Source organism: Gymnodinialimonas sp. JB5-7 (genome assembly GCF_055693405.1).
Genome location: NZ_JBVFUX010000012.1, coordinates 1648658 through 1670792, shown reverse-complemented (window position 1 = coordinate 1670792; position 22135 = coordinate 1648658). Strand labels below are relative to the sequence as shown.

The following is a 22135-nucleotide window of genomic DNA, read 5'->3' as shown; positions in this document are numbered from 1 at the left end:
TTCGGATCGCGGTCGGCTGTAGGGGACGGCTTCCCCCTCCGCGCCCGTTGAAAACAGCGCCAGTTTGTTGCCCTGAGGGTCGCGGAGGTAGGCGACGTAGAAATCGGCGCTGTAGGCATCGCGGAAGCCGGGCGAACCTTCGTTCGTGCCGCCTGCAGCCAAGCCAGCAGCATGGAGATCACGTACATGGTCATGAGTCGGAACTTGCAGTGCCACCATCGTGCCGTTGCCAGCGCTGGCCGCGCCACCGTCGAAGGGGCGCTTGATGTAGAGGTCGGGGGCGGTCGTGCCTTCGGGCGGCAGAAAGCTGAGGTCGCCGTGATAGTGTTCTAGCCGGTAGCCGAGGGGCAGGAGGAGCGCGGTGTAGAAGCGTTCCGCCGCATCCATATCATCGGCGCCGAGGGTGACGTAGGCGATCATTGGCGCTTCATGCCGCCCACTTGATCGAACAGCCCATGGAGGGGATTTGGTCGCGCGGACCCTGTCCGGTGTCCGCGACCTGTTTCATGGCCTCATAAAGGTCGCGCTTTGCACCCGGTGGCGCGGGTTGGGCGCGGGAGGCATCGAGTTGGCCCCGGTATTGCAGCCCGAGATCCGCGTTGAAGCCGAAGAAATCGGGCGTGCAGACCGCGTTGTAGGTTCGGGCAACGGATTGGTCGGCATCGTGGAGATAGGGGAAGGGAAAGCCGCGTGTGGCGGCCATGCGGGTCATGTTCTCGAAATTGTCGGATGGATAAGCGATGGGGTCGTTGGAGCAGATGGCCGCAACGCCGATGCCCATGGCTTGCAGATCCGACGTGTCGCGGATGATCCGGTCGAGGATGGCGAGGACGAAGGGGCAGTGGTTGCAGATGAACATGATAAGCGTGCCCTTCGGACCGCTGATATCTTGCAGGCTGTAGCTTTGGCCGTCGGTGGCGGGCAGAGTGAAATCCGGTGCGGGCCAGTCAAAGTCGCAGACGGGGGGTGTAAGGGCGGCCATGGAAAGCTCCGGTCGTCGGACGGTGTGATCACGCGGCGTTGGCGGGCCAATCACAAAAAGCGATTAGACCAGCGCGGCGCCTGCTTGCACCCTGACCCTACGCAAGGCATCACTTCGCGCAAAGGGGAATGCTCATGACAATCCGCGTGGCCATCAACGGGTTCGGGCGCATCGGACGCTCGGTGTTGCGGGCGTGGGCGCAAGGGGGTGGTCGATTGGGGCCGCACTGGCCCGAGATCGAGATCGTGGCGATCAATGATATCGCTGATGCGGCCACCTGTGCCTATCTTTTTGAATTCGATAGTGTCTTCGGCCCCTACCCTGGTGATGTGTCCGTTGAGGGAAGCGATCTCGTCGTGGATGGGCGGCACATTCGCCTGACGATGGAACGCGATACGGGCGCTCTGCCCTTGGAAGATGTCGACGTGGTTATGGAGTGCACGGGCCGCGGCACGCGGGATGTGGCCGAAGCGGCACTGGCCGCTGGCGCGCGGCGCGTGCTTGTCTCTGGGCCTGCAGTGGACCCTGACCTGACATTCGTGATGGGGGCGAATTCCTCGGATCTGACCGCCGCGCATCGGATCGTCTCGAACGCATCGTGCACAACCAACGCGATTGCTCCGCTGGTCCGATTGATTGATGACGTGTGGGGGCTCGACTCCGCGCTGATGACGACCGTGCATTGTTATACAGGAAGTCAGCCAACCGTTGACATGCCGATGCGCGATGCCGCGCGCAGCCGGGCGGCAGCGCTGAGCATGGTGCCCACGACAACCTCGGCAGAGGCGCTGGTGGACGTTGTGTTGCCGCATCTCGCAGGCCGCGTGACGGGATCAGCGGTGCGGGTGCCCTCGGCATCGGTGTCCTGTGTGGATCTGGCCGTGATGACCCGGGAAATGCCGACGGCTGACGCTGCGCGGGAACTTTTTGAGGCTAACGCAAATCGGTTGATCGGATACACGAACAAGCCGCTGGTCAGCTCTGATCTACGCGCAAGACCGGAATCGCTGATCATTGCAGGCCCCGAGATCAAACGGTCCAAGGGCGGCATGTTGCGGGTGTTTGGCTGGTATGACAATGAGTGGGGGTTTTCCTGCCGAATGCTCGATGTGGCGGAAATCATGGGACGACAGATCAAAGGAGAGGCCTGATGGGCAGTTGGGATGCATGGAAACGCGACGCGGCCTTTGTGAACGGCGCGTGGATCGGCGCGGATAGTGGCGAGACCATTGAGGTGACAAACCCGGCCACAGGTGAGGTGATCGGCACGGTCCCGAATTGCGGTGCGGCAGAGACCGGGCACGCCATTGATGCAGCCGCAGCGGCGTTTGATGCATTGGCCGGAATGCCCCTTATGGAGCGCGTCGGACTGCTGTGGAAGCTGCACGACGCCCTGATGGACAACCAGAACGCCTTGGGCGAGCTGCTGACCGTTGAGATGGGCAAGCCCCTGGCCGAGGCAAAAGGTGAGATCGCCATCGGCGCGCAATATGTGCGCTGGTTCGCCGAGGAAGCACGCCGCGCGAAAGGAGAGATTGTACCCGCGGGCGTGAACGGGCGTCGCATTCTGGTGACCAAGCATCCGGTTGGTGTTGTGGGAATGATCACCCCATGGAATTTCCCGTCGTCGATGCTGGCCCGCAAGGTTGCCCCTGCCCTAGCGGTCGGCTGCCCAGTGGTTGCGAAGCCTGCCACGGCCACGCCCTATAGCGGGCTGGCATGGGCAGCGTTGGCCGAAGAGGTCGGCTATCCGGCAGGTGCGGTGAATGTGATCACCGGGTCGGCGCGCAAGATTGCGGGCGCGATGATGGAAGACTTCCGCGTGCGGAAAGTCACGTTCACGGGCTCCACCGAGGTGGGCAAGGAATTGATCCGCCAGAGTGCCGATACGGTGAAGAAGGTGTCGATGGAATTGGGCGGCAATGCGCCGTTCATCGTCTTTGACGATGCGGATCTGGATAAGGCGGCCGAAGGGGCGATCGTGTCCAAGTATCGCAATTCAGGGCAGACCTGCGTCTGCGCGAACCGGATTTACGTGCAGGCGGGGGTGCATGACGCCTTTGTCGAGAAGCTGGTTGAAAAGACGCGTGCGTTGAAAGTTGGGGACGGGCGCGAGGATGGCGTCGAACAGGGGCCGCTGATCGATATGGACGCGGTCGAGAAGGTCGAGGAGCTGTTGGGCGATGCCGTCGCCAAAGGCGCGGACGTGGCGACCGGTGGCAAGCGGCATGCGAACGGCGGCTCGTTCTTTGAGCCGACCGTTCTGACTGGGGCCACGCAGGACATGGCCTTTGCACAAGAGGAAATCTTTGGCCCGCTGGCGCCGGTATTCAAGTTCGAGACCGAGGACGAGGCGATTGCGATGGCCAATGACACGGTCTTTGGGCTGGCATCCTATGCCTATACTGCAGACCTGGGCCGGGCGTTTCGCCTGAACGAGCGACTGCAATATGGGATGATCGGGATCAATTCCGGGCTGATCACCACGGTCGAGGCGCCGTTTGGCGGGGTCAAGGAGAGTGGCCTGGGCAAAGAGGGCGGATCGCAGGGTCTGGAGGATTACCTGGAGACGAAATACGTCTGCATCGACGGGATTTGAGCGGTTTCGCCCCGGCTGCGCCGGGACGACCGCGCGGGGAGGCGCTGCCTCCCCCGGACCCCCTCCGAGGTATTTTTGAAACAAGGAAGTTGGACCCTCAGGTCCAGAGGACGCCAGCCGGGGGATGGTCTGGCCGTGGAACTCCACCGGCTCTGGACCATGGTTGAAGGTGAAACGGGTGGTTCCGGTATCGCGGATGCGGATGTCTTTCGGCAGGTCTTGAGGGTCGAGTCCGGCGGCGATGGCCGCGCGGGTCAGGATGCGACGAAGCGCTTCGGCCTCTGGCCAAGCGGCAAGATAGCTGAGGTGGTGTGCGCGCGCCATCAGTGGGCGCCCGTCCGCGTCCGTTTCGACAATCTCTTCTGTCGTTTCGATCTGCTCCCGCCAGAGCTTGTAGTGGCCCCCATCGGCAAAAGGCTCAGGGCTGTCGGGCCGGAGCGTTTCGACCCGTGAGACCGTCACGCCAAGATTTTCGATTGCCGGTGGCAACGGCACGGGGATGCTGAGCGCTGCGGTCTTGGCATTGGTGCGGGGACCAAGGATGATCTGTGTATCGGAGTTGGCTACGGCCGATTTGAAAGCATCGGTGAGCGTGATGACACCGGGCGCAAGGACAAGGGCGTAGCCATCAAGCGAAGCGGTGTCGGGCGGGATGATATCGACGCTGAGGCCAAGCTGGCGGAGGCCTTTGTAGAGGTCGAAGACCAGTTGGAAATAGTCGCAGCCGGTACCTTGAGGCTGTGTCTCCCACGCCCATTGCGAGGCGTAGTCGAAGACCAGTGCGACGGGGGCTTGGGCCTGTTCGACATCTGGCATCTGTTTGATTTCGTCGGAGACTTGCGCAGCCTCCACGAAGGCTTCGGCCTCGGCGCTGTCGGGACGGAGGAGGCCTGCATGGTATTGCTCCTGCGCGAAGGGGCTTGGCGCCAGCGGAAATAGGCGACGCATTCAGCGCCGTGGGCGAACGCCTCCCACGTCCAGAAGCGAACCATGCCAGGGAGCGGCGCGGGATTGGAGGGGGCCCAGTTCACCGGGCCGGGCTGTTGTTCCATGACCCACCAGCGGCCGTCCTGACCGACGGCACGGTAAAGGTCGTGGTGGAAGGCCTGGAAATCCGGGTCGCCTTGTCGGGCATAGTGGCGCTGATCTTCAGCAGATGCGCCGACGCGGTCTTCCAGGAAGCCCAATGGGTAGCTGTCCCACGTCGCGATTTCCATTTGGCGGCCCACGTCGAAATGGTCGAATTCGGTAACGCGGCCCATGTAATTATGGCTGATAGGTGCGTCGGAATGGGCGCGGATGGCGTTGACTTGCGCTTGATTGAAACGGGCAACCTGATCGGACGAAAAACGGCGGAAGTCGAGGGCATGGGCCGGGTTGGGTTCGGTGACGGTCAAGTTGGGCAGGTCGATCTCGGAGAAATCGGCGTAGTCCATGGACCAGAAGACGTTGCCCCATGCGCGGTTGAGGGCGTCCGTTGACTGGTATTTCTGGGCGAGCCAGTCGCGGAACGCATGTTCGGCAGCCTTTGAATAGCTGATCGTGGTGTCATGACAGCCGTATTCGTTGTCGGTTTGCCAGGCGGCAACGCGTCTGCCGAAGCGTTCGGCCAGAAGGCGCGTGATGCGGATGCACTCTTCCCGGTAGCCATCGTGCGAGAAGCAATAGTGACGGCGGGAGCCGAATTTCCGCGGGCGACCTTCTGCGTCCACAGCCAGCATGTCGGGATGCTTGGTCAGCATCCAGCGCGGCGGTGTGGCGGTGGGGGTGCCGAGGACGATCCTGAGGCCTGCGTCAGTCAATGTGGTGATGGCGCGGTCCAGCCAGTCGAATTGCAGATCGCCGGGCGCGGGTTCGAGGTGGGACCAAGCGAATTCGCCGATGCGGACCCATGTTAGGCCAAGGTCTGCCATGCGACGAGCATCGTCGGCCCACATCTCTTCGGGCCAATGCTCCGGGTAATAGCAGGTGCCGAGTGTGCGTTTCATAGGATCACTTGGTGTTCCTGCTGGCCCCGTGCATTGGTATCGATGCGCAGTGTCTTGCCGGAATGGGGGGCGGCGTCGATGTCGCCGTCAGGCGAGCCTTTTCGCGCCGAAGTGACATAAAGCGCGTCGGGTCCGAAGGCGGGGCATGTGGGCTGCGGAACCGGTAGCGCGATTTCTTCTACAAGATCACCAGCGGGACTGTATACGCCGATACGGGAGCCGCCCCATTCGGCGCAATGGAAGCGGCCATCGGCATCGACGACGGCGCCATCCGGGTTCACATCCGTGTCACGATGGTCGAGGTAAATCTCGGGATCAGGATCGGGCCAGCCATCTTCGCCAAGGGTGTAGCGCCAGACGATCTGTTCGGCCGTGTCGGCAAAGTAGGCGTGGCGGCCATCGGGGGTGAAGCAGGTGGCGTTGGGGATGGTGACGTCGTCGCGGATCTGGCGGATCTCGCCCCGGTAGAAGCGGTAGAGCGCCCCTGCCCCGGTTTCACCCATGTGACCCATGGTTCCGATCCAGAAGCCGCCCTGCGGATCAGCGCGGCCATCGTTGGAACGGGTGACTTGGTTGTCAGCCTCTAACGGGACAACATGCTCGGATCCGCCGTCGCGAAGGTCGAAAAGGAACAAGTCAGTCTCGGACGCCACGAGCAGGCGATCTTCATCCACCCAACCGGCGGCAGAGACGGCGCGGTCGAAGTGCATTTGGTGGCCTTCGGTGAGAAGCGTGTGGTTGAGGATGTCGAACCAGATGAGTTGACCGCGCAACGGGTGCCAAAGCGGCCCCTCGCCTAGAAGGCAGGCGCGGTCATCATAGACTGTGACGGTCATACGAGGGGGCCTTTGGTGGCGGTGTCGTAAGCTTCGACAATATGGGCCGCGCGTTTGGCGATGTCGTCCGGCGACATGCCGGGTTTATAGAGGGCTGAACCGATGCCGAAGCCATCGGCGCTTGCCGCGATCCATTCCCCAAAGTTCTCCGGGCCTGCACCGCCGACAGCATAGACCTGAGTTCCGACAGGAAGGATGGCACGGATGGCTTTGAGACCGCCGGGGCCAGCCATGTTGCCCGGAAAGAGCTTGAGGCCTGTCGCACCGGCCTTCAGCGCGGTGAAAGCCTCAGACGGGGTGAAGATGCCGGGCCAAGAGGCCATGCCATGTTCAACGCTTGCCTCGATCACGTCGGTATCGACGTTCGGGGAAACGACAAGCGTGCCGCCTGCCGCCTTCACGTCACCCACCTGTGCGACGGTCAGCACGGTGCCTGCACCGATCACGGCGCGGCCTGCGCAGGCCTCGGCCATCGCGGCGATGCTGGAGAAGGGATCTGGTGAATTCAGGGGCACCTCGATGGTGGTGATCCCGGCGGCAATGAGCGCCTCGGTTGCGGGAACGGCCTCCGAAGGTGTAATCCCGCGGAGGATGGCAATCAGGTTGCGTGTCATGGCTTATGCAGTCTCCGTCAGCGAAGCGTGTACGCGCGCCAGGCCAGCCCGTGTCAGGGGGCCTGCATCATGGGTTTGGGCCTGCACGCCTTGGGTCTTGAGGGCGGCGGCATAGGCGGTGGCCAGCGCGGGGTTGCCTGCAATGGCGACCTCCTGCCCCAGCCAATAGGGTTTTGTGGCGGCAAGCTCTGCGCCGATCAGGTAGCCGGACAGGCGCGCGCGAGCGGTCGCGGTACAAAGGCCGTTCAGCACATTTTCAGCGCGCAAGCCGAACAGCCGTTGGGCGAGCTTTTCGGGGCGCGAGATGGTGTCGGAGACTGCCTCGGAAAACGCATCTGGGTCTTCACCTGCTGCGCCAATGGAGTGGCGGAGTACGGACTTTTCGGCCAGCAGTTGGAACAACTCGCCGGTCATGCAGGTCTGGAAGCTGACGACTTCTTCAGCGCTGATCCGCGCCCATTTGGCATGGGTTCCCGGTAGGCAGAGGACGCCGTCGAATTTGGGGAAGGACGCAAGGAAGCCCGCGATCTGGGTTTCTTCACCACGCATGACATCCGGATGCTCGGCCTGGCTGAGACCGGGCACGATCATGACCTTGAGGCGTGCGTCTTTGGTCGGGGCATGGACGGGGGCAAGACAGCCGGGCTTGGTGGGGACTGCAACATAGGGTGCCTCGAACCAACCCTGACGCGCACCAACCATGCCGCAGGCCATAACGGGCATCGAGCCCTGGCCTAACCAAGGCTCGACGAGGCGAAGGAGTGCAGGTTCAAACCCATCGCGGTCGAGCGCACCCATGCCATCCGCGCTTGTTGCCTCAGCCTTGGCGCTGTCACCAACCATGGCCCATGCGCGCAGATGGGTGGTGCCCCAATCGACGGCGATCCAGTCGGCATATGTGGACTGTCCACTCATCCGGTTGTCACCACGCCACCGTCGATGACCATGCATTGCCCGGTCATTGCTTTGGACGCCTTTGACGCGAGGAACAGGGTTCCGCCAACGATATCCTCGGGCGCCAGATGTTCCTTGAGACACATGCGTTCCATATGCGCATCGAGATCTTCTGGCGAGGCCCACATTTCTAGCTGTTTTTCAGTGAGCACCCAGCCGGGGGCGAGCGCATTCACGCGGATACGGTCGGGGCCGAATTCGCGGGCGAGCGAGCGGGTCATTGCAGTGATGCCGCCATTGGCAGAGGTATAGGCAGGGTAGCCCGCGTTGCCCATCATGTAGCTGATGGACGACATGTTGATGATGGAGCCACCTCCGGCGACGCGCATACCCGCAATCACCGCCTGACACCCGAAGAAATAGGCTTTGAGGTTGATCGACTGGGACCAATCCCAGAACGCCTCATCCACTTCTTCCGTCTTGTGACGCTTGTCGTTGGCGGCGTTGTTGACCAGCACGGTGACGGGGCCGTGGGCCTCGGACGCCTCGGCAATGGTGGCGCGCAGACGTTCCGTGTCCGTGATGTCGCAGACGAGGCCCAATGGGCGATTGCCAGTCTTTTGCTCCATCTCCGCGACAAAATCATCGCTGGGGGAGCGTTGCACATAGGCGACCTTGGCGCCCTGGCGCAGAAAGCCTTCAGTCAGCGAAGCACCAATGCCCGAACCGCCGCCAGTGATATACACGGAAGCGCCGTTCAGGTCGGGGTAGATGGCGGTATCGGTCATAGTCGCTGTCCTTCGACAACCCACATGGTGTCGGGGTAATTCCACGGCAAGGTCAGGCCGTGATGCATAAGCCATGCACCGGAGACCTCAACTGGGCCATCCTTGAGCGCGGGCATTCCGCGGGAAAGTGCCGGGGCGGTGCCGCGATTCATCAAGGTGATGCGGTAGCGGGCATCTGGCTGCAAGGCGGTGAGGCGCAGGGGGCGTGGGGCGATCTGGTCAGAGGTGGCGGCCTTGCCCGCGAACACCACGAACTTGTCGCCTTCGCGCGTCATCTGCTGTTCGGCCATGACCGCCGGATCGGCACTGTCGAGACGCAGAATGTCCGCGCCGAGCATCCAGGTGCGGTTGTGTTTCCACCAGCTTGTGACTTCGCGCAGGACGGCGGCCTCGCGTTCGTCCAGCTCCCTTGGGTCCATCTCGAACCCCATATGGCGTTGGGCGGCGACCCATGCGCGGAAGGAGATATCAAATATACGGCCCGAGGTATGGCACCGGCGCGGCCCCACGTGAGAGCCCGTGACGGCAATGGGCAGGAACAGCGCCGCATCGTGCTGGATGCGGAGGCGTTCGAGGGCGTCGTTGGAGTCAGATAGCCAGACGCGCTGTGTGCGCTTCATGATGCCGAAATCGATGCGTCCCCCGCCCGAGGCACAGCTTTCAATTTCAACCTTCGGGAAGTCAGCACGGAGGCGGTCGATCAAAGCATAAGAGCCGCGGGTTTGATCGGCATCGGGCATGGGGAGCACACGGTTATGATCCCACTTGATGTAGTCGATGGGGTGCGCAGCCAGAATTGCCGCCATCCGATCGTAAATGAAATCGCGCACCTCAGGCAGACCCATGTTGAGGGCCTTTTGCTGACGCCCCAGCGTCTGATCCTCACCGCCCAGTGCCCAATCCGGATGGGCGCGGTGGATGTCGCTGTCGGGGTTGATCATCTCGGGCTCGAACCAGATGCCGAAGGTCATGTCGAGGGAATGGACATGATCGATCAGCGGGCCGAGGCCATCAGGGTATTTGCGGGGGTCCACCTCCCAATCCGACAGGCTTCGCGTGTCGTCGTCGCGTTGGCCGAACCAGCCGTCATCAAGGACAAACCGTTCCGCGCCAAGGGCGGCGGCGCGGGTTGCGATGTCTTTCAATACGTCGAGCTTGTGGTCGAAATACACCGCTTCCCAGCAATTGTAATGGACGGGGCGCAGGCGGTTCGCATCGGGCCACGTCACGATCCGGTCGCGCAGATGGCGCTGGAAGCTGACCGCACAGCCGTTGAGGCCCTTGTGCGAGTAGGTGACGTACAGTGTCGCAGACTCGAACGATTTGGCGGCCTGTGTCTCCATCCGGGCGGCGTGCCCGAACTGGATCTGGCGGCGGCCATCGGGAAGTTCTTCGGCAATCATCTTGTGGCCACCGGACCAGCCGTAGTGGAAGCCGTACGCCTCTCCGCGTGTGTTGGTGCAGCCTGAAAGCGGGATCAACAGGCCCGGAAAATGCTCATGCCCAGTGCGGCCCGTTCGGTTTTCGCGGTAGCGCATGCCCGGGGACCAGGCGGTGCGGTTTGTCTGAAACTCCCCGTCCAGCGACCGGCGAAATCGATCATCTCGTCGCTTTGCTGTGGGGCTGGCAAGACTGGAGCCGCGAGCCAGTGTAGGTGAACGGCGCGGTTCGCCTCCAGCCGGGTCTTGGCAGTGATGATCCGAGTCGAGGGGTCGGTCGCGAATTCGAAGATCAGAATGAGGCCGTTGGCCTCGTCGGCATATGTGAGGTTAAGCCCCTCCTCGCTTTGCTGCTCCGAAGCGTAACAGAACTTCGGAAGCAGCGGCGTGCCGTCGCCGTCACGCAGGATAAGGCCGGGCTGACCGGGAAAGGTGCGTACGGCCTCGGGGCAAAGTGAGAGGTCCGGGTTTTCATCCAGCATGCCGCCGGTAACGTCGAGCTCATGTCCGCGATGAAGCGTCTCGAGGTCTTCATCCGCAGGCAATGGCGCACCCCAGTAAACCACCTGAGGAAGGCGGTCGCCAGTCGCGGCAAGAACCATCGTTTGCCGCCCGTCATCATCCAGCCGCCATGTGCGCACTGGGCGGGCAAGTTGCGACGCCTTCGCCCCCACGGGCAAGCCTTCAGCGATGTCGCTGTCCAGGACCACATCCATGGCCGGTTTCCCTTATTTCACGGCGCCGAGCGTCAGGCCTGCGATGAAGTGCTTCTGCATCAGGAAGAACATGGCGACCGGCGGAATAGCCGCGACGATCGAGCCTGCAGACATCAGGTGATACATCGCGCGGTACTGGCCATTAAAGGCCGTGATGCCGGCTGTCACGGGCTGACTTTCCGGACTTTGCGTCAAGACGACGGCCCAGAAGAAGTCATTCCAGATGAAGGTGAAGATCAGCACGCAGAGCGCGGCGATTGCGGGCTTCATGAGAGGCAGTACGACAAACCAGAAGATGCGCCATTCACTGATGCCCTCAACGCGGGCTGCTTCGATGAGCGCGCGCGGGAGGGCGCGGATGAAGTTGCGCATGAAGAGCGTGCAGAACCCGGTCTGGAACGCGACGTGGAACAGGATCAGGCCCAAGCGTGTATCGTACAGACCCATCTGGTCCGTCAGGTCGCGTACCGGCACCATGAGGATCTGGAACGGCACGAAGTTGCCTGCCACGAACATGAAGAAGATCAGGAGGTTGCCTTTGAAGCGGTAAACACCGAGCGCAAAGCCGGTCATACAGCTGAGCGCAACCGCGCCGAACATCGTGGGAACGGTGATGATGACCGAGTTCCACAGGTATTGCGGCATGGCAGATTGGGTGAACACCGTCATGTAGTTGGTGATCCCCTGGAAGCCGTTCTCGGGCCAGCCCCAGTAATTGCCGGTGGTGAAATCCTCACCGGGTTTGATGGAGAACCAGATCACCGCCAATAGCGGGATCAGCCAAACCAGAAGTGCGAGGGGCAGAACCGCGTTGTAGGCGACGCGGGTGCCTTGGCCGTATTGTTCAATCGGACGAGGAAACATGTCAGATCATCCTTTCTCGTCACGCCACATCTTCCAAAGGAAGCCGGCGATATAAACCATCATGATGAGGAACAGGATCACGGCGATGGCCGAGCCATAGCCCATGCGGAACCCGAATTCGGAGAGCGCTACGTCGTACATGTAGAACGCAAGCACTGAGGTGTTGTAGAAGCCCGGGCCGCCATTGGTCATGATCGTGATCAAGTCGAAGGACCGCAGGGCGCCAATAACCGTCACGACAATTGCGATGAAGGTCGCAGGCCAGAGTTGTGGCAGCACGACGTACCAGAGCATTTTCGGGCCCTTCGCGCCATCAAGGCGCGCGGCCTCGATCTGTTCGGGGTCCACGGCGTTCAGACCGGTCAGATACAGGATCATGCAATAGGCGGTCTGCGGCCAGAGACCGGCGGCGATGATGCCGTAGGTGGCGTAGTCGTTGGAGCCGAGAATGTTGGTACGCGGGCCGCCGAACCAACTGAGCACCTCATTCAAAAGGCCCTCGTTCGGCAGGTAAAACCAGCTGAATACAAGGCCCACAACGACTTGAGACAGAACGAATGGGAAGAAGAAGAGCGACTTGTAGAGCCGCATCCCGAAGACCTTCTGGTTCAGGAACAGCGAGATGAAGAGGCCGCCTGGAATAGCCAGGAAGTAGAGCAGCAGCCAGATGACGTTGTTCTTGAGCGAGGTCCAGAAGAACGGGTCGGACCAGAGATTGCGATAGTTCTCGAACCCAACATATTCGCCGGTCCAGACATTTTCGCCCGTCGGTTCGCACCCTTCGGTGCGGGCGGCGCGGTTGCCAAGCTCGGTACATTCGAGGTCGGTCATCTCGCTGCCAGCGACGGCGCGGTATTCAGGCGAATAGAGGCCGTTCCACTCGTATGCGGAGATGTAGAAGCTCTGAAAAATTGGGATGATCACGTAGACCGCGAAGAAGATGAACGCGGGCAGCAAGAACAACCAAGGTGCGATCGCCTGTTGGCTGATCTTGGCCCTTGGCGCTGGATCATTGCTGTGGATCGGGGTGTCGGTCGTGACAGATGCCATGCGTCCGGTCCTCTCGGATCTATCGGAATTTGTGCCGCCTTGACCCGGGCGGGAGGGGGATGTTCGGCCCGCAGCGATGTGCGGACCGAACCGATCTCAGATCAGACGACGGGGATCAGTAGATCCGGCCGCGCGCCTGCTCGAGGATCTGAAGCACCTGGTCCAGGGTCGACGGATCAACCATGAACTGCTGGAAGCCCTGCATGGCGACCTGCGCCATTTCTGCCGGTGCGTCGCGGTCGAAGAACTGCGCGATGCCGCCGCCTGCATTGTTCGAGAGCATCTCGAAGCCTGCATTCAGGAACTCATCATCATCGACGCCGGAGTTGGCGTTGACAGGCAGCTGACCCAGGTTGTCACCATTGTTGATGAGCGTCTGGTTCTCAGCCGAAGCCACGAACAGAAGGAACGCTTCCGCCGCTTCCACGTTCTCGGCATTTGCCGCGATGTGGAAGGTGTCGGTCGGCGCGTCTTCACCGGGCTCGATCGACGGGTCGATCTGCGGGAACTGATAGAAGCCCAGCTGATCGTCCGACAGACCCGCTTCGCGCAGTGGCGCCACGGCGAAGTTACCCATCAGGTACGCTGCGGCTTCACCGTTGACCATGAAGGGAAGCGCTTCCTGCCAGGAGTAGGTCTGGTGGTCGGCAATGAACGCGCCCATTTCGATCAGGGTCGCCCAGTTTTCAAACGTCGCGCGAACACGATCATCGGTCCACTCAACTTCACCGGCCGTCAGGTCCATGTGGAAGTCGTAGCCGTTGGTGCGCATGTTGAGGTAATCGAACCAACCGCCGGCTGTCCAAAGGAACTTGGTGCCGATGGTGTAGCAGGCACGACCGGAGTCGATGATCGCCTGGCAGTTCGAAAGCTCTTCTTCCCAAGTGGTTGGCGCTTCAAGGCCAAGCTCGGCGAAGATGTCCTCACGGTAGTACACGCCCCACTGATAGTACGTGTAGGGAACGCCCCAGATGCCGTCGTCCATGGTCATAGAGCCTTGGGTGGAGGCGAGCGTTTCGGTCAGGCCGCCCTCTTCCCAAAGGTCAGAGATGTCCATGAACAGGCCCGCGTCTACGTAGGGGGCCATGCGGTTACCGGCGTACCAGTTCACGATGTCGGCGGTGCCGGATTGCAGAACGTTGCGGATCTGCGTTTTCCAGGCTTCGCGGTCGGTGATGACCAGTTCGACCTCGACCTCGGGGTTTTCCGCGGTGAAGCGGGCAACCATGTCTTCCATCACCGCGCGCGGCGCCGGGTTCGACATGTCAGAGAAAATACGCAGCGGGCCGGAGACGCCGTGGCCGTCGGCATAAGCGACGCCCGAAAGCATAGTGGCAGCTGCCAGCGCCGTGGCGCCAGTTTTGAAGATGGATCGCATGGTGTCCTCCCTAGTGATCCGGTCTGAAATTTGGTTCCATTATTTGAAACCTGGTTTCTTATATTGAAATCCTACGCTGACTCGGCCTAGGGTTGTCAACAGCAAAGCGCCGGGTCCACCCCGGAAAAGCGCAAAATCCACCCCGCGTCATGGAGGATGTCGCGGGGCCGGAAATGGGAGGAAAACCTGTGCCAGGTGAGGCCAGCGATATCTCGGACGGGACCGTAGGCAAAGCCCTCTCGGTGCTTGATGCAGTGGCGTCTTACGGTCGTCCGGTGCGATTCGGAGAGCTGCTGGCCGACAGTCCTTTTCCCAAGGCGACCTTGTACCGGTTGATGCAGGTCCTGACCAAGCAAAGCATGTTGACCTACGATCCGGACCGTCAAACCTACGCACCCGGATTGCGCCTTGTGCGCTTGGCGCATGCGGCGTGGCAGAGCGCGTCGCTTGCCCCGGTCGCACGGCCTTATCTGGAAGCGCTGTCCGCTGAAGTCGGCGAGACCGTGCACCTGGCACAATTGGACGGCGGGCAGGTTTTGTACGTCGACAAAATCAACGCGCGCGATCCCTTGCAGATGTATTCGCAGGCCGGAAAAGTTGGGCCGGTTTATTGTACCGGCGTTGGCAAGGCGATGGCGGCCTTTTTGCCCGAGGCCGATCAGGAAAAGCTGTTGCTTCAGCAAAGCTATCATCCGTTCACTGCGCATACCCTTTCGACACCTGATGATCTGCGTGGCGAGTTGAACGCGATTTACGAGCGTGGCCATGCCTATGACCGCGAAGAGCATGAACCGGGCATCATTTGCGTAGCAGTGCCGATCGTTACACGTGCGGGGCGCGTATTGGGTGCGGTTTCCGTCACATCGTCTACAGAACGCACCAGCCTTGCCGGGCTGGACGCCCATTTGCCGCGGATCCATGCCGCGGTGTCATCCATAGCCGGGGAGGCGCAAGATTGGCGCTTTCCCGACGCAGCAGAATAACACGGGGAGGAGACCGCCATGTCGGGCCTGCAACTAACGGACGTCATCAAGCGCTATGGACAGACTCAGGTCATCCATGGGGTCGACCTGACCATTGAAGACGGCGAGTTCTGTGTCTTTGTCGGCCCATCGGGCTGCGGCAAGTCCACCCTTCTGCGCATGGTCGCCGGGCTGGAGGAGACCACGGAAGGCACCATCGAGATCGGTGCGCGCAATGTGACCCGCGCTGACCCGGCCGAGCGTGGCGTAGCAATGGTCTTTCAGACCTATGCCCTCTACCCGCATATGACGGTTGAGCAAAATATGGGGTTCGGCCTGAAGATGAACGGTCACCCCGCGAATGAGATCAAGGAAAAGGTCTCAGAAGCATCACGCATCCTCAAGCTGGACGATTACCTCGCGCGCAAGCCTGTCGCCCTGTCTGGCGGGCAGCGTCAGCGCGTTGCCATTGGCCGAGCCATTGTGCGCGGCCCGGAAGTGTTCTTGTTCGATGAGCCACTGTCGAACCTCGACGCCGAGTTGCGGGTCGAGATGCGGGTGGAAATCGCGCGTTTGCACAAGGAAATCGGCGCCACGATGATCTACGTGACCCATGATCAGGTCGAGGCGATGACGCTGGCAGACAAGATCGTTGTGCTGCGGGGTGGCTATATCGAGCAGGTGGGCGCACCGCTGCACCTGTACAACGATCCCGACAACAAGTTTGTCGCGGGCTTCATCGGCAGCCCGGCCATGAATTTCTTTGATGGCGTGAACGCAGGGGGCACGGTTACGGTCCCTGCCCTTGGCGGGGCGACTATGCGGGCGCCTGCAAGTCTGACGTCAGACGGGCCTGTGACCGTCGGCGTGCGCCCGAACAAGGTCACCTTGTCGGAAGGGGATACCCATGAGGTCGACTTGTCCGAGCGGTTGGGTGGTATCAGCTACCACTACGTAAATGCACCCGACGGGTCGCGGATCGTTGTAGAAGCGCATGATCAGCACGCGCCTGCCTCAGGCTCGAAAACCGGGATCAGCTTTGACGTGGAGGATGCGTATTTCTTCGACGCCAACACCGAGCAGCGTCTGCGCTGAGCGCTCTATTCGGCGGCGGCTTGCATGTTGCGCGCCGGATCGACCACGGAAAACAACCGTTCCGCCGCGCCTGATTTTGGTTCGAGCGGGACGGTGAAACCGTTGCAGGCATCACGCAACGCCTCGCCTTGCGCGCCAAGAGCGAAACCAGCAACCGGTAGACCGGTCGCAAGCGCTTCGCGGGTCGCAAAGGAAAAGGTCTCTGGCCAGACCGAGGGCATCAGCCATGCTCGGATGCCGTAGAGGTGCGCTAATTCGGTAATCTCGTCCCTATCATAACTTCCATGAACGATGACGTTGCGCGGCAGCGGGATGGAACTGTCGACCAATCCAATGACCACGAAAGTCTGGCGCGGATGGGCCGCGGCAAGATCGCGAACGATCAGCGCGCCCTTCTGAATGTTCAGATGCCCAAGAATGCCGATGCGTCGCCCCGATTGCTCTACCATTTGTTGGAGTGCGACCAATCGCAGATGCGGCCGAACCGTTACATTTGCATGGGCGTATGCCTCCAGGAACAGGCGTGCGGAGGCTTTTGAAAATGCTGTAACTTCATCGCATTCCGCAACCAAAGCGCCCCATGCCTTGCGCCAGTCCGCAAGCGTCACACGCGTGCCATCGGGTCTGCGCGCCGCATGGCACGGGTCGGAGGTTTCGGGTCCCGGAACGCCCGCAAACCCATCGCGACCCATCAATGTGTAGGACGGCGAGAGAGCGAAGTAATCATGCAAGCGCATGAATATCCGGTCCAGCCTATCGGGACGTCGCAGAGAAAGCACGGCTTTTGGCAAACTCACTGGATCAGAGTCCCCGACGCCGCAGGAATAGATCAGATCGAGTGCATTGGCCGAGGCCAAGAGGCGACGAACGAGATCAATATCATCCGTCCGGCCGGCCAGGACTTGATCGGCGACATAAACCTCCACTTGCCAGCGCCTCAGGCCGCCCACCCGCAGGACTATCGCGGCCTCGCACCCTGCAAGTTCAACTTGCAAGGCGGCGTCCGCCCCGCCCCCAAGCGAGTGCGCAAGGTAAACTGGCAACCGATCCACACGGGCCGCGGCAAGGGCAACTGCCAAAGCAAGACGCGGCGTGGCAATGGGATCGTTGGCAATAAAGCGTTGCACCTCCGCGTCGTACCTTGGGTACCGGTACGAGATCATGGCGCCGGCGCTCCGAATACGGGCCCGCTTTTCGAGTGACCCAAAGCTCTGCCCCCCGACATGTTCAACAAACAGACCAGGCTGGCAAAGGTGAGATGCACCAAGAGCGCGTGTCTTTTGGCACCAATCAACTTCTTCGCCATAGCCACGCCCGAATGCCGGGTCGAAACGCGGAACCCTGCGCAACCAATTGCGTGACAAAGCCATGCAAAAGCCAATTCCTGTTGGGATCTCTGGCAAGGGCACCGCGCCGAGCCTGCGTGCGACTGTGTCCATTTGCTCAGCCTCGCCCGTTCGCAGGGCGATGCCAGGACCGATATCTGGAACCGAAAGGATTTCCGCGGCATTCGACATGGGGGTGACCGAAGCCACAGAGGGCTCAATCAAAGGTGCGCAAAGGCGGCTCGCCCAATCCTTTGGGACCATCGCGTCAGAGTTCAGCAACACGACTGGCCCCTCACCCTTGCAGGCCAATGCGCGCTCCAGGCCTGTGTTTACCGCTCCAACGAAGCCCTGGTTTTCATCATGACAGACCAGAGTCACCTGCTTGGGGTGTCGGGCTGACCACTTGGTCAACCAAGGTCGCACTTCTGGATCGCTGGAGCCATCTTCAACTACAATCAGGTGCCAGGGAAGGTCTGTGTGGCGTTCGAGCCGAGACACGCATTCCTTCAGCAATTCCAGCGCATTGTAGACAGGCAACACAATGGTGATTTCCGCGTTGCAACTGACATTTCGGGTCGTCGGCGCCTCCAGAAGCCAGGCGCGTTCAATGTCTGTGCCACGGGTCGTGAGCTCCAACCCAAGCGCGCGCTTCACCGCCAGTTTTGAACGTTCATCCGGTGACCGCAGGTAGCGCAACAAGGCAGGCACGGCGCGGTAGAGGTCGCGCAGGAACGCCCGCTGCAAACGACGTCGGCCGCGCGAGCTCACCGGTTCGGAAGGGTGGGGAATGATCGCGCTGTGGTGCACAAGGCCGCCGTGGATCGTTTCAAGGCGCAGTTCACGAGCGGTTGCCGGAATAGCGAACGCAAACCCCTGATTGGGTGGGCCGCCGCGCCGGGCTTTCACGTCCGGTCGGGGGACGTCCGGCTTTACCGATCGCTTGCTGCCTGACCACCGCAGGACAACACCGTCGGCATTGGCCCATCCCGAAATCTCGACCTTATCGCCGCGGCGAACGACGCGTTCAACCTGACCGGATCGTCGCCAGAACGGACCCAAGGGCACGCTGCGCAATCGACCCGCGTGGACCGCCGCATAGCGCAGATAAAGGGCGTGTAGGCGGCGGATCAAACGGTCTTACCCTTTCAGAAGTGAGGCCAGATAGCGGCCATAGCCGGACTTGCCGAAAAGGTCGGCCCGCGCAGACAGGTCTTCGGCATTGATCCAGCCAAGTTCGAAGGCGATCTCGTCTGGAGAGCCAACCTGAAGGCCTTGTCTTTGCGTGAGAGTTCTTACGAAATTCCCGGCGTCCAAAAGGCTTTCATGTGTCCCGGTATCAAGCCAGGCATAGCCGCGCCCCATACGCTCGACCGTCAGCAATCCATCGGTGAGATAGCTTTCCAGAAGGCTCGTAATTTCCAACTCGCCGCGCGGTGATGGCGTGACCGTAGCGGCGCGGTCAGGTGCGGTTCCATCAAGATAGTAGAGCCCAGTCACAGCGTAAGGGGACGGCGCAACCTTCGGCTTCTCGATGATCGCACGAACGCTGCCATCCTTCTCAAAATCCACAACCCCGTAGCGTTCGGGATCGGTCACGCGATATCCGAAGACTGTTCCGCCGTCGGCTTTCGCATCCGCCACGGCCAGAACAGTTGGCAATCCGTGCCCAAAGAAGATGTTGTCCCCCAAAACCATCGCCGACGGCGCACCATTCAGGAAATCGCGCGCCAGCAGGTAGGCCTGTGCGAGGCCGTCAGGGCTTGGTTGTTCGATATAGGTCAGGCTTAGGCCCCATTGGCTACCGTCACCCAAAGTTCGTTTGAATTGGTCCTGATCCGTTGGCGTGGTGATCACAGCGATCTCGCGGATCCCGGACAGCATCAGGACCGAGAGGGGGTAGTAGATCATCGGTTTGTCGTAGATCGGCAAAAGCTGTTTGGACACGCCAGTTGTCACCGGGTAGAGCCGTGTGCCGGAGCCGCCAGCAAGTATGATCCCTTTGCGCGCCATTCTGTGCGCCTCCGTCCTTTAGGCCAAGATGCTTTGGCCTAACGCGTCGGGCGGGTCTTGCCAATTGCCCGCCACCTGCAGACGGGATGCCACAATATGCGTTAACGGCGACTGAACAGGCGTCAGGATTCGTTCAAATCAGACAAAACTTGCGCCAAGCCCTCACGCCAATCGGGACGTGAAACACCGAAAACAGTCTCGGTTGACGTACAATCGAGACGGGAGTTCTTGGGGCGTACGGCGGGCGTGGGATACGCGGATGTGGGGATATCGGTGACCGCGCATTGCAATTGGGCCTGATCAAAAATCTCACGTGCGAAATCTGCCCAGGATACATCAGGACGACCGGCGAAATGATAGGTTCCACTTTTGCCTGGGTTTGCAGTCAACGCTTCCGCCAGTGAGACGCAGGCGGCTGCAATATCACGGGCGGGCGTCGGGCCGCCGATTTGATCCGCGACGACCGAAAGCGCATCGCGCTCTGCCCCAAGTCGCAGCATGGTCTTTACGAAATTTGCACCTTGCGCGGAAAACACCCAAGACGTCCGTAGAATTGCAAATGTGCCACCCGCTGCGCGAACACCCTGTTCACCCTCCAGTTTCGTACGGCCATAGGCGCTAAGGGGCGCTGTCGGCGCGGATGAGATCCAAGGCTTTTCGCCAGATCCATCGAACACATAGTCGGTGGAAATGTGCACGAACGGGATGCCCTTCGCCGCGCACGTCTGGGCCATGGCGGCCGGTGCCTCGGCATTGACCATGTGGGCGGTCGCTTCATCCTCTTCAGCTCTGTCGACGGCTGTGTAAGCGGCCACATTTATGACTGCATCAGCGTCGCTGGCCGCGATCAATGCCGCGCATTTCAAGGGATCCTCCAGATCGGCTTCCCGACGATTGAGGGTTTGAACTCCAAGGCGGGCCAATTCCTGTCCGACCTGTCCGGACAGGCCAAATGCCAGAAGCTTCATGCCTTTGTTCCCAACCGTTGGCCCACGCCTTCGCGGTCCAGCAGGGCGCGCCACCAATCCTCGTTTTCGAGAAACCAATCAACTGTGCGCGCCAGACCTTCCTCGACCGTCACCGATGGTGTCCAGCCGAGTTCGTTTTCGATACGGGATGCATCAATCGCGTAGCGCATGTCATGACCGGGTCGGTCGCTGACAAAGGTGATCAAATCTGCATGGGGCGCAGCATCGGGTCGGCGCACATCAAGCAGGCCGCAGATCACGCGCACGAGGTCGATATTTCGCATCTCATTATGGCCGCCAACGTTATAGCTGCGCCCTATCTTGCCCTTTTCAAGAACGGTCAGGAGTGCGTCGGCATGATCCTCCACATACAGCCAATCGCGGACGTTTTCGCCGGTGCCGTAGACGGGAATAGCCTGCCCTGAAACAGCCTTCAGGATGACGACCGGGATCAGCTTTTCCGGGAAGTGATACGGTCCGTAATTGTTGGAGCAATTCGTCAATAGTACCGGGAGGCCGTATGTCTCGTGCCAGGCGCGCACGAGGTGATCGGACGATGCCTTCGATGCTGAATAAGGGCTGCGCGGATCGTACGGGGTATCTTCAGTGAAGAGTCCGGTCGCGCCAAGAGTGCCGAACACCTCATCCGTGGACACGTGGTGAAAGCGGAAGCCTTCCGGTTTACCGCGCGCCTCCCAGTGGTTCCGGGTTGCGTCCAAGAGCGTCGCTGTACCGGTGACATTGGTGTCGATGAAGGCGGCTGGCCCGTCGATGGAGCGGTCGACATGGGATTCGGCCGCCAGATGCAGCACGGCATCCGGGCTATGGGTCGAAAGGATCCGGTCAAGCGCCGCGCGGTCGCGGATATCGGCATGTTCAAACGTGTAGAGATTGGATTGGGCGACCGATGCAACGTTATCGAGGCAAGCGGCATATGTCAGAGCATCCAGGTTGATCACTTCGTGCCCACGTTCAACGGCAAGACGCACAACCGCGGAGCCGATAAAACCCGCACCGCCTGTCACCAAAAGTTTCATGGAATGGCCTCGTACCGGAACGGGGTTTCGAAATCCTTGAAGGTCGAAGCTGCGGCATCCTTTCCTGAAAGGATGGGCGTTCCGGTCACCTTCCAATCAATGCCCAAATCAGGATCGTCCCAGACCAGTGCACCTTCTGTTTCCGGTGCGTAGCAGTCGGAGCACTTGTAGATGATTTCTGTTCCCGGCTCCCTCGTTATGAAGCCGTGGGCGAAACCGGCCGGGATCAGAAGTTGCTTTGCGTTCTCGAACGTCAGCTCGATGCCGAAATTCTGGCCGAAGGTCGGCGACCCAGCCCGGATGTCGACTGCCACATCCCACAAACGTCCACGCCCGCAGCGCACCAGCTTTGCCTGCGCACGTGGCGGGGCCTGAAAGTGCAAGCCGCGGATGGTGTTGGGTTCAGCAGAAAGGGAATGATTGTCTTGAACGAAGGTGGTTTTGATGCCGTGCTCCGCGAGTTTCGCGGAATTGTACGTCTCACTGAAAAAGCCGCGTTCATCGCCGAAGCGGTCAGGCGTCAGAACCAAAAGACCCGGAAGGCCAGTTTCCTCAATTTTCATGGCTGCGCCTGTTCCGCCGTTGTT

Annotated in this window: 17 protein-coding genes and 2 pseudogenes; 4 read left to right on the top strand and 15 right to left on the bottom strand. The window is 60.9% G+C overall.

Going from position 1 to position 22135, the window contains the following annotated elements:
- Positions 1–427 precede the first annotated feature (427 nt).
- Complete coding sequence (locus tag ACZ1HK_RS16910) at positions 428–982, bottom strand: thioredoxin family protein (protein ID WP_472629671.1); 555 nt, start codon at positions 980–982, stop codon at positions 428–430.
- A 134-nt stretch (positions 983–1116) separates the two neighbouring features.
- On the opposite strand from ACZ1HK_RS16910, the gene ACZ1HK_RS16905 reads away from it, so the two are divergent.
- Both ACZ1HK_RS16905 and ACZ1HK_RS16900 read left to right on the top strand, forming a co-directional pair.
- Positions 1117–2133 carry a type I glyceraldehyde-3-phosphate dehydrogenase gene (locus tag ACZ1HK_RS16905; RefSeq protein WP_472629670.1) on the top strand — a complete coding sequence of 339 codons (1017 nt, stop codon included), beginning with the start codon at positions 1117–1119 and terminating at the stop codon, positions 2131–2133.
- Positions 2133–3581, top strand: a complete 1449-nt coding sequence (locus ACZ1HK_RS16900; protein WP_472629669.1) for an NAD-dependent succinate-semialdehyde dehydrogenase — start codon at positions 2133–2135, stop codon at positions 3579–3581. The genes ACZ1HK_RS16905 and ACZ1HK_RS16900 overlap by 1 nt, the downstream gene beginning before the upstream one ends.
- A gap of 120 nt (positions 3582–3701) precedes the next feature.
- On the opposite strand, the pseudogene ACZ1HK_RS16895 reads toward ACZ1HK_RS16900, so the two are convergent.
- The 9 genes and pseudogenes from ACZ1HK_RS16895 to ACZ1HK_RS16855 form a co-directional block, all read right to left on the bottom strand.
- Positions 3702–5569 (bottom strand): annotated as a pseudogene (locus ACZ1HK_RS16895) (beta-galactosidase); the annotation flags it as partial.
- Positions 5566–6405 carry an SMP-30/gluconolactonase/LRE family protein gene (locus ACZ1HK_RS16890; protein WP_472629668.1) on the bottom strand — a complete coding sequence of 280 codons (840 nt, stop codon included), beginning with the start codon at positions 6403–6405 and terminating at the stop codon, positions 5566–5568. The pseudogene ACZ1HK_RS16895 and the gene ACZ1HK_RS16890, both read right to left, overlap by 4 nt.
- Complete coding sequence (locus tag ACZ1HK_RS16885; RefSeq protein ID WP_472629667.1) at positions 6402–7019, bottom strand: 2-dehydro-3-deoxy-6-phosphogalactonate aldolase; 618 nt, start codon at positions 7017–7019, stop codon at positions 6402–6404. Before ACZ1HK_RS16885 ends, ACZ1HK_RS16890 begins: the two co-directional genes overlap by 4 nt.
- 3 nt (positions 7020–7022) lie before the next feature.
- The gene (locus ACZ1HK_RS16880; protein ID WP_472629666.1) at positions 7023–7934 is read right to left on the bottom strand and encodes a 2-dehydro-3-deoxygalactonokinase; all 912 of its coding nucleotides are present in this window, start codon (positions 7932–7934) and stop codon (positions 7023–7025) included.
- Complete coding sequence (locus tag ACZ1HK_RS16875; protein WP_472629665.1) at positions 7931–8701, bottom strand: SDR family NAD(P)-dependent oxidoreductase; 771 nt, start codon at positions 8699–8701, stop codon at positions 7931–7933. Before ACZ1HK_RS16875 ends, ACZ1HK_RS16880 begins: the two co-directional genes overlap by 4 nt.
- Positions 8698–10742 (bottom strand): annotated as a pseudogene (locus ACZ1HK_RS16870) (alpha-galactosidase). Before ACZ1HK_RS16870 ends, ACZ1HK_RS16875 begins: the two are co-directional and overlap by 4 nt.
- A gap of 126 nt (positions 10743–10868) precedes the next feature.
- On the bottom strand, positions 10869–11720 hold the full coding sequence (locus ACZ1HK_RS16865; protein WP_368477521.1) for a carbohydrate ABC transporter permease: 852 nt from the start codon (positions 11718–11720) through the stop codon (positions 10869–10871).
- A 6-nt stretch (positions 11721–11726) separates the two neighbouring features.
- Complete coding sequence (locus ACZ1HK_RS16860) at positions 11727–12770, bottom strand: carbohydrate ABC transporter permease (RefSeq protein ID WP_472629664.1); 1044 nt, start codon at positions 12768–12770, stop codon at positions 11727–11729.
- 115 nt (positions 12771–12885) lie between these two features.
- Entirely contained in the window at positions 12886–14148 is a 1263-nt protein-coding gene (locus ACZ1HK_RS16855; protein ID WP_472629663.1) for an ABC transporter substrate-binding protein, read from the bottom strand.
- 173 nt (positions 14149–14321) lie between these two features.
- On the opposite strand from ACZ1HK_RS16855, the gene ACZ1HK_RS16850 reads away from it, so the two are divergent.
- Together ACZ1HK_RS16850 and ACZ1HK_RS16845 are read left to right on the top strand one after the other, a co-directional pair.
- Positions 14322–15131, top strand: a complete 810-nt coding sequence (locus ACZ1HK_RS16850; protein ID WP_472630861.1) for an IclR family transcriptional regulator — start codon at positions 14322–14324, stop codon at positions 15129–15131.
- An 18-nt stretch (positions 15132–15149) separates the two neighbouring features.
- Positions 15150–16205 carry an ABC transporter ATP-binding protein gene (locus tag ACZ1HK_RS16845; RefSeq protein ID WP_472629662.1) on the top strand — a complete coding sequence of 352 codons (1056 nt, stop codon included), beginning with the start codon at positions 15150–15152 and terminating at the stop codon, positions 16203–16205.
- A 5-nt stretch (positions 16206–16210) separates the two neighbouring features.
- On the opposite strand, the gene ACZ1HK_RS16840 is transcribed toward ACZ1HK_RS16845, so the two are convergent.
- From ACZ1HK_RS16840 to rfbC, 5 genes are all read right to left on the bottom strand, one after another.
- Entirely contained in the window at positions 16211–18664 is a 2454-nt protein-coding gene (locus tag ACZ1HK_RS16840; protein ID WP_472629661.1) for a glycosyltransferase, read from the bottom strand.
- 6 nt (positions 18665–18670) lie between these two features.
- Complete coding sequence (gene rfbA / locus ACZ1HK_RS16835; protein WP_472629660.1) at positions 18671–19543, bottom strand: glucose-1-phosphate thymidylyltransferase RfbA; 873 nt, start codon at positions 19541–19543, stop codon at positions 18671–18673.
- Between the two features lie 122 nt (positions 19544–19665).
- On the bottom strand, positions 19666–20511 hold the full coding sequence (rfbD, locus tag ACZ1HK_RS16830; RefSeq protein ID WP_472629659.1) for a dTDP-4-dehydrorhamnose reductase: 846 nt from the start codon (positions 20509–20511) through the stop codon (positions 19666–19668).
- The gene (gene rfbB, locus ACZ1HK_RS16825; protein WP_472629658.1) at positions 20508–21548 is read right to left on the bottom strand and encodes a dTDP-glucose 4,6-dehydratase; all 1041 of its coding nucleotides are present in this window, start codon (positions 21546–21548) and stop codon (positions 20508–20510) included. The genes rfbD and rfbB overlap by 4 nt, the downstream gene beginning before the upstream one ends.
- Entirely contained in the window at positions 21545–22111 is a 567-nt protein-coding gene (rfbC, locus tag ACZ1HK_RS16820; protein WP_472629657.1) for a dTDP-4-dehydrorhamnose 3,5-epimerase, read from the bottom strand. The genes rfbB and rfbC overlap by 4 nt, the downstream gene beginning before the upstream one ends.
- Positions 22112–22135: the final 24 nt, after the last annotated feature.

What these genes read in the sequence shown, in the direction of transcription:
- ACZ1HK_RS16910 (WP_472629671.1), bottom strand. Translation starts at nt 982, where the DNA reads ATGGCCGCCCTTACACCCCCCGTCTGCGACTTTGACTGGCCCGCACCG.
- ACZ1HK_RS16905 (WP_472629670.1), top strand. Translation starts at nt 1,117, where the DNA reads ATGACAATCCGCGTGGCCATCAACGGGTTCGGGCGCATCGGACGCTCG.
- ACZ1HK_RS16900 (WP_472629669.1), top strand. Translation starts at nt 2,133, where the DNA reads ATGGGCAGTTGGGATGCATGGAAACGCGACGCGGCCTTTGTGAACGGC.
- ACZ1HK_RS16890 (WP_472629668.1), bottom strand. Translation starts at nt 6,405, where the DNA reads ATGACCGTCACAGTCTATGATGACCGCGCCTGCCTTCTAGGCGAGGGG.
- ACZ1HK_RS16885 (WP_472629667.1), bottom strand. Translation starts at nt 7,019, where the DNA reads ATGACACGCAACCTGATTGCCATCCTCCGCGGGATTACACCTTCGGAG.
- ACZ1HK_RS16880 (WP_472629666.1), bottom strand. Translation starts at nt 7,934, where the DNA reads ATGAGTGGACAGTCCACATATGCCGACTGGATCGCCGTCGATTGGGGC.
- ACZ1HK_RS16875 (WP_472629665.1), bottom strand. Translation starts at nt 8,701, where the DNA reads ATGACCGATACCGCCATCTACCCCGACCTGAACGGCGCTTCCGTGTAT.
- ACZ1HK_RS16865 (WP_368477521.1), bottom strand. Translation starts at nt 11,720, where the DNA reads ATGTTTCCTCGTCCGATTGAACAATACGGCCAAGGCACCCGCGTCGCC.
- ACZ1HK_RS16860 (WP_472629664.1), bottom strand. Translation starts at nt 12,770, where the DNA reads ATGGCATCTGTCACGACCGACACCCCGATCCACAGCAATGATCCAGCG.
- ACZ1HK_RS16855 (WP_472629663.1), bottom strand. Translation starts at nt 14,148, where the DNA reads ATGCGATCCATCTTCAAAACTGGCGCCACGGCGCTGGCAGCTGCCACT.
- ACZ1HK_RS16850 (WP_472630861.1), top strand. Translation starts at nt 14,322, where the DNA reads ATGGGAGGAAAACCTGTGCCAGGTGAGGCCAGCGATATCTCGGACGGG.
- ACZ1HK_RS16845 (WP_472629662.1), top strand. Translation starts at nt 15,150, where the DNA reads ATGTCGGGCCTGCAACTAACGGACGTCATCAAGCGCTATGGACAGACT.
- rfbA (WP_472629660.1), bottom strand. Translation starts at nt 19,543, where the DNA reads ATGGCGCGCAAAGGGATCATACTTGCTGGCGGCTCCGGCACACGGCTC.
- rfbD (WP_472629659.1), bottom strand. Translation starts at nt 20,511, where the DNA reads ATGAAGCTTCTGGCATTTGGCCTGTCCGGACAGGTCGGACAGGAATTG.
- rfbB (WP_472629658.1), bottom strand. Translation starts at nt 21,548, where the DNA reads ATGAAACTTTTGGTGACAGGCGGTGCGGGTTTTATCGGCTCCGCGGTT.
- rfbC (WP_472629657.1), bottom strand. Translation starts at nt 22,111, where the DNA reads ATGAAAATTGAGGAAACTGGCCTTCCGGGTCTTTTGGTTCTGACGCCT.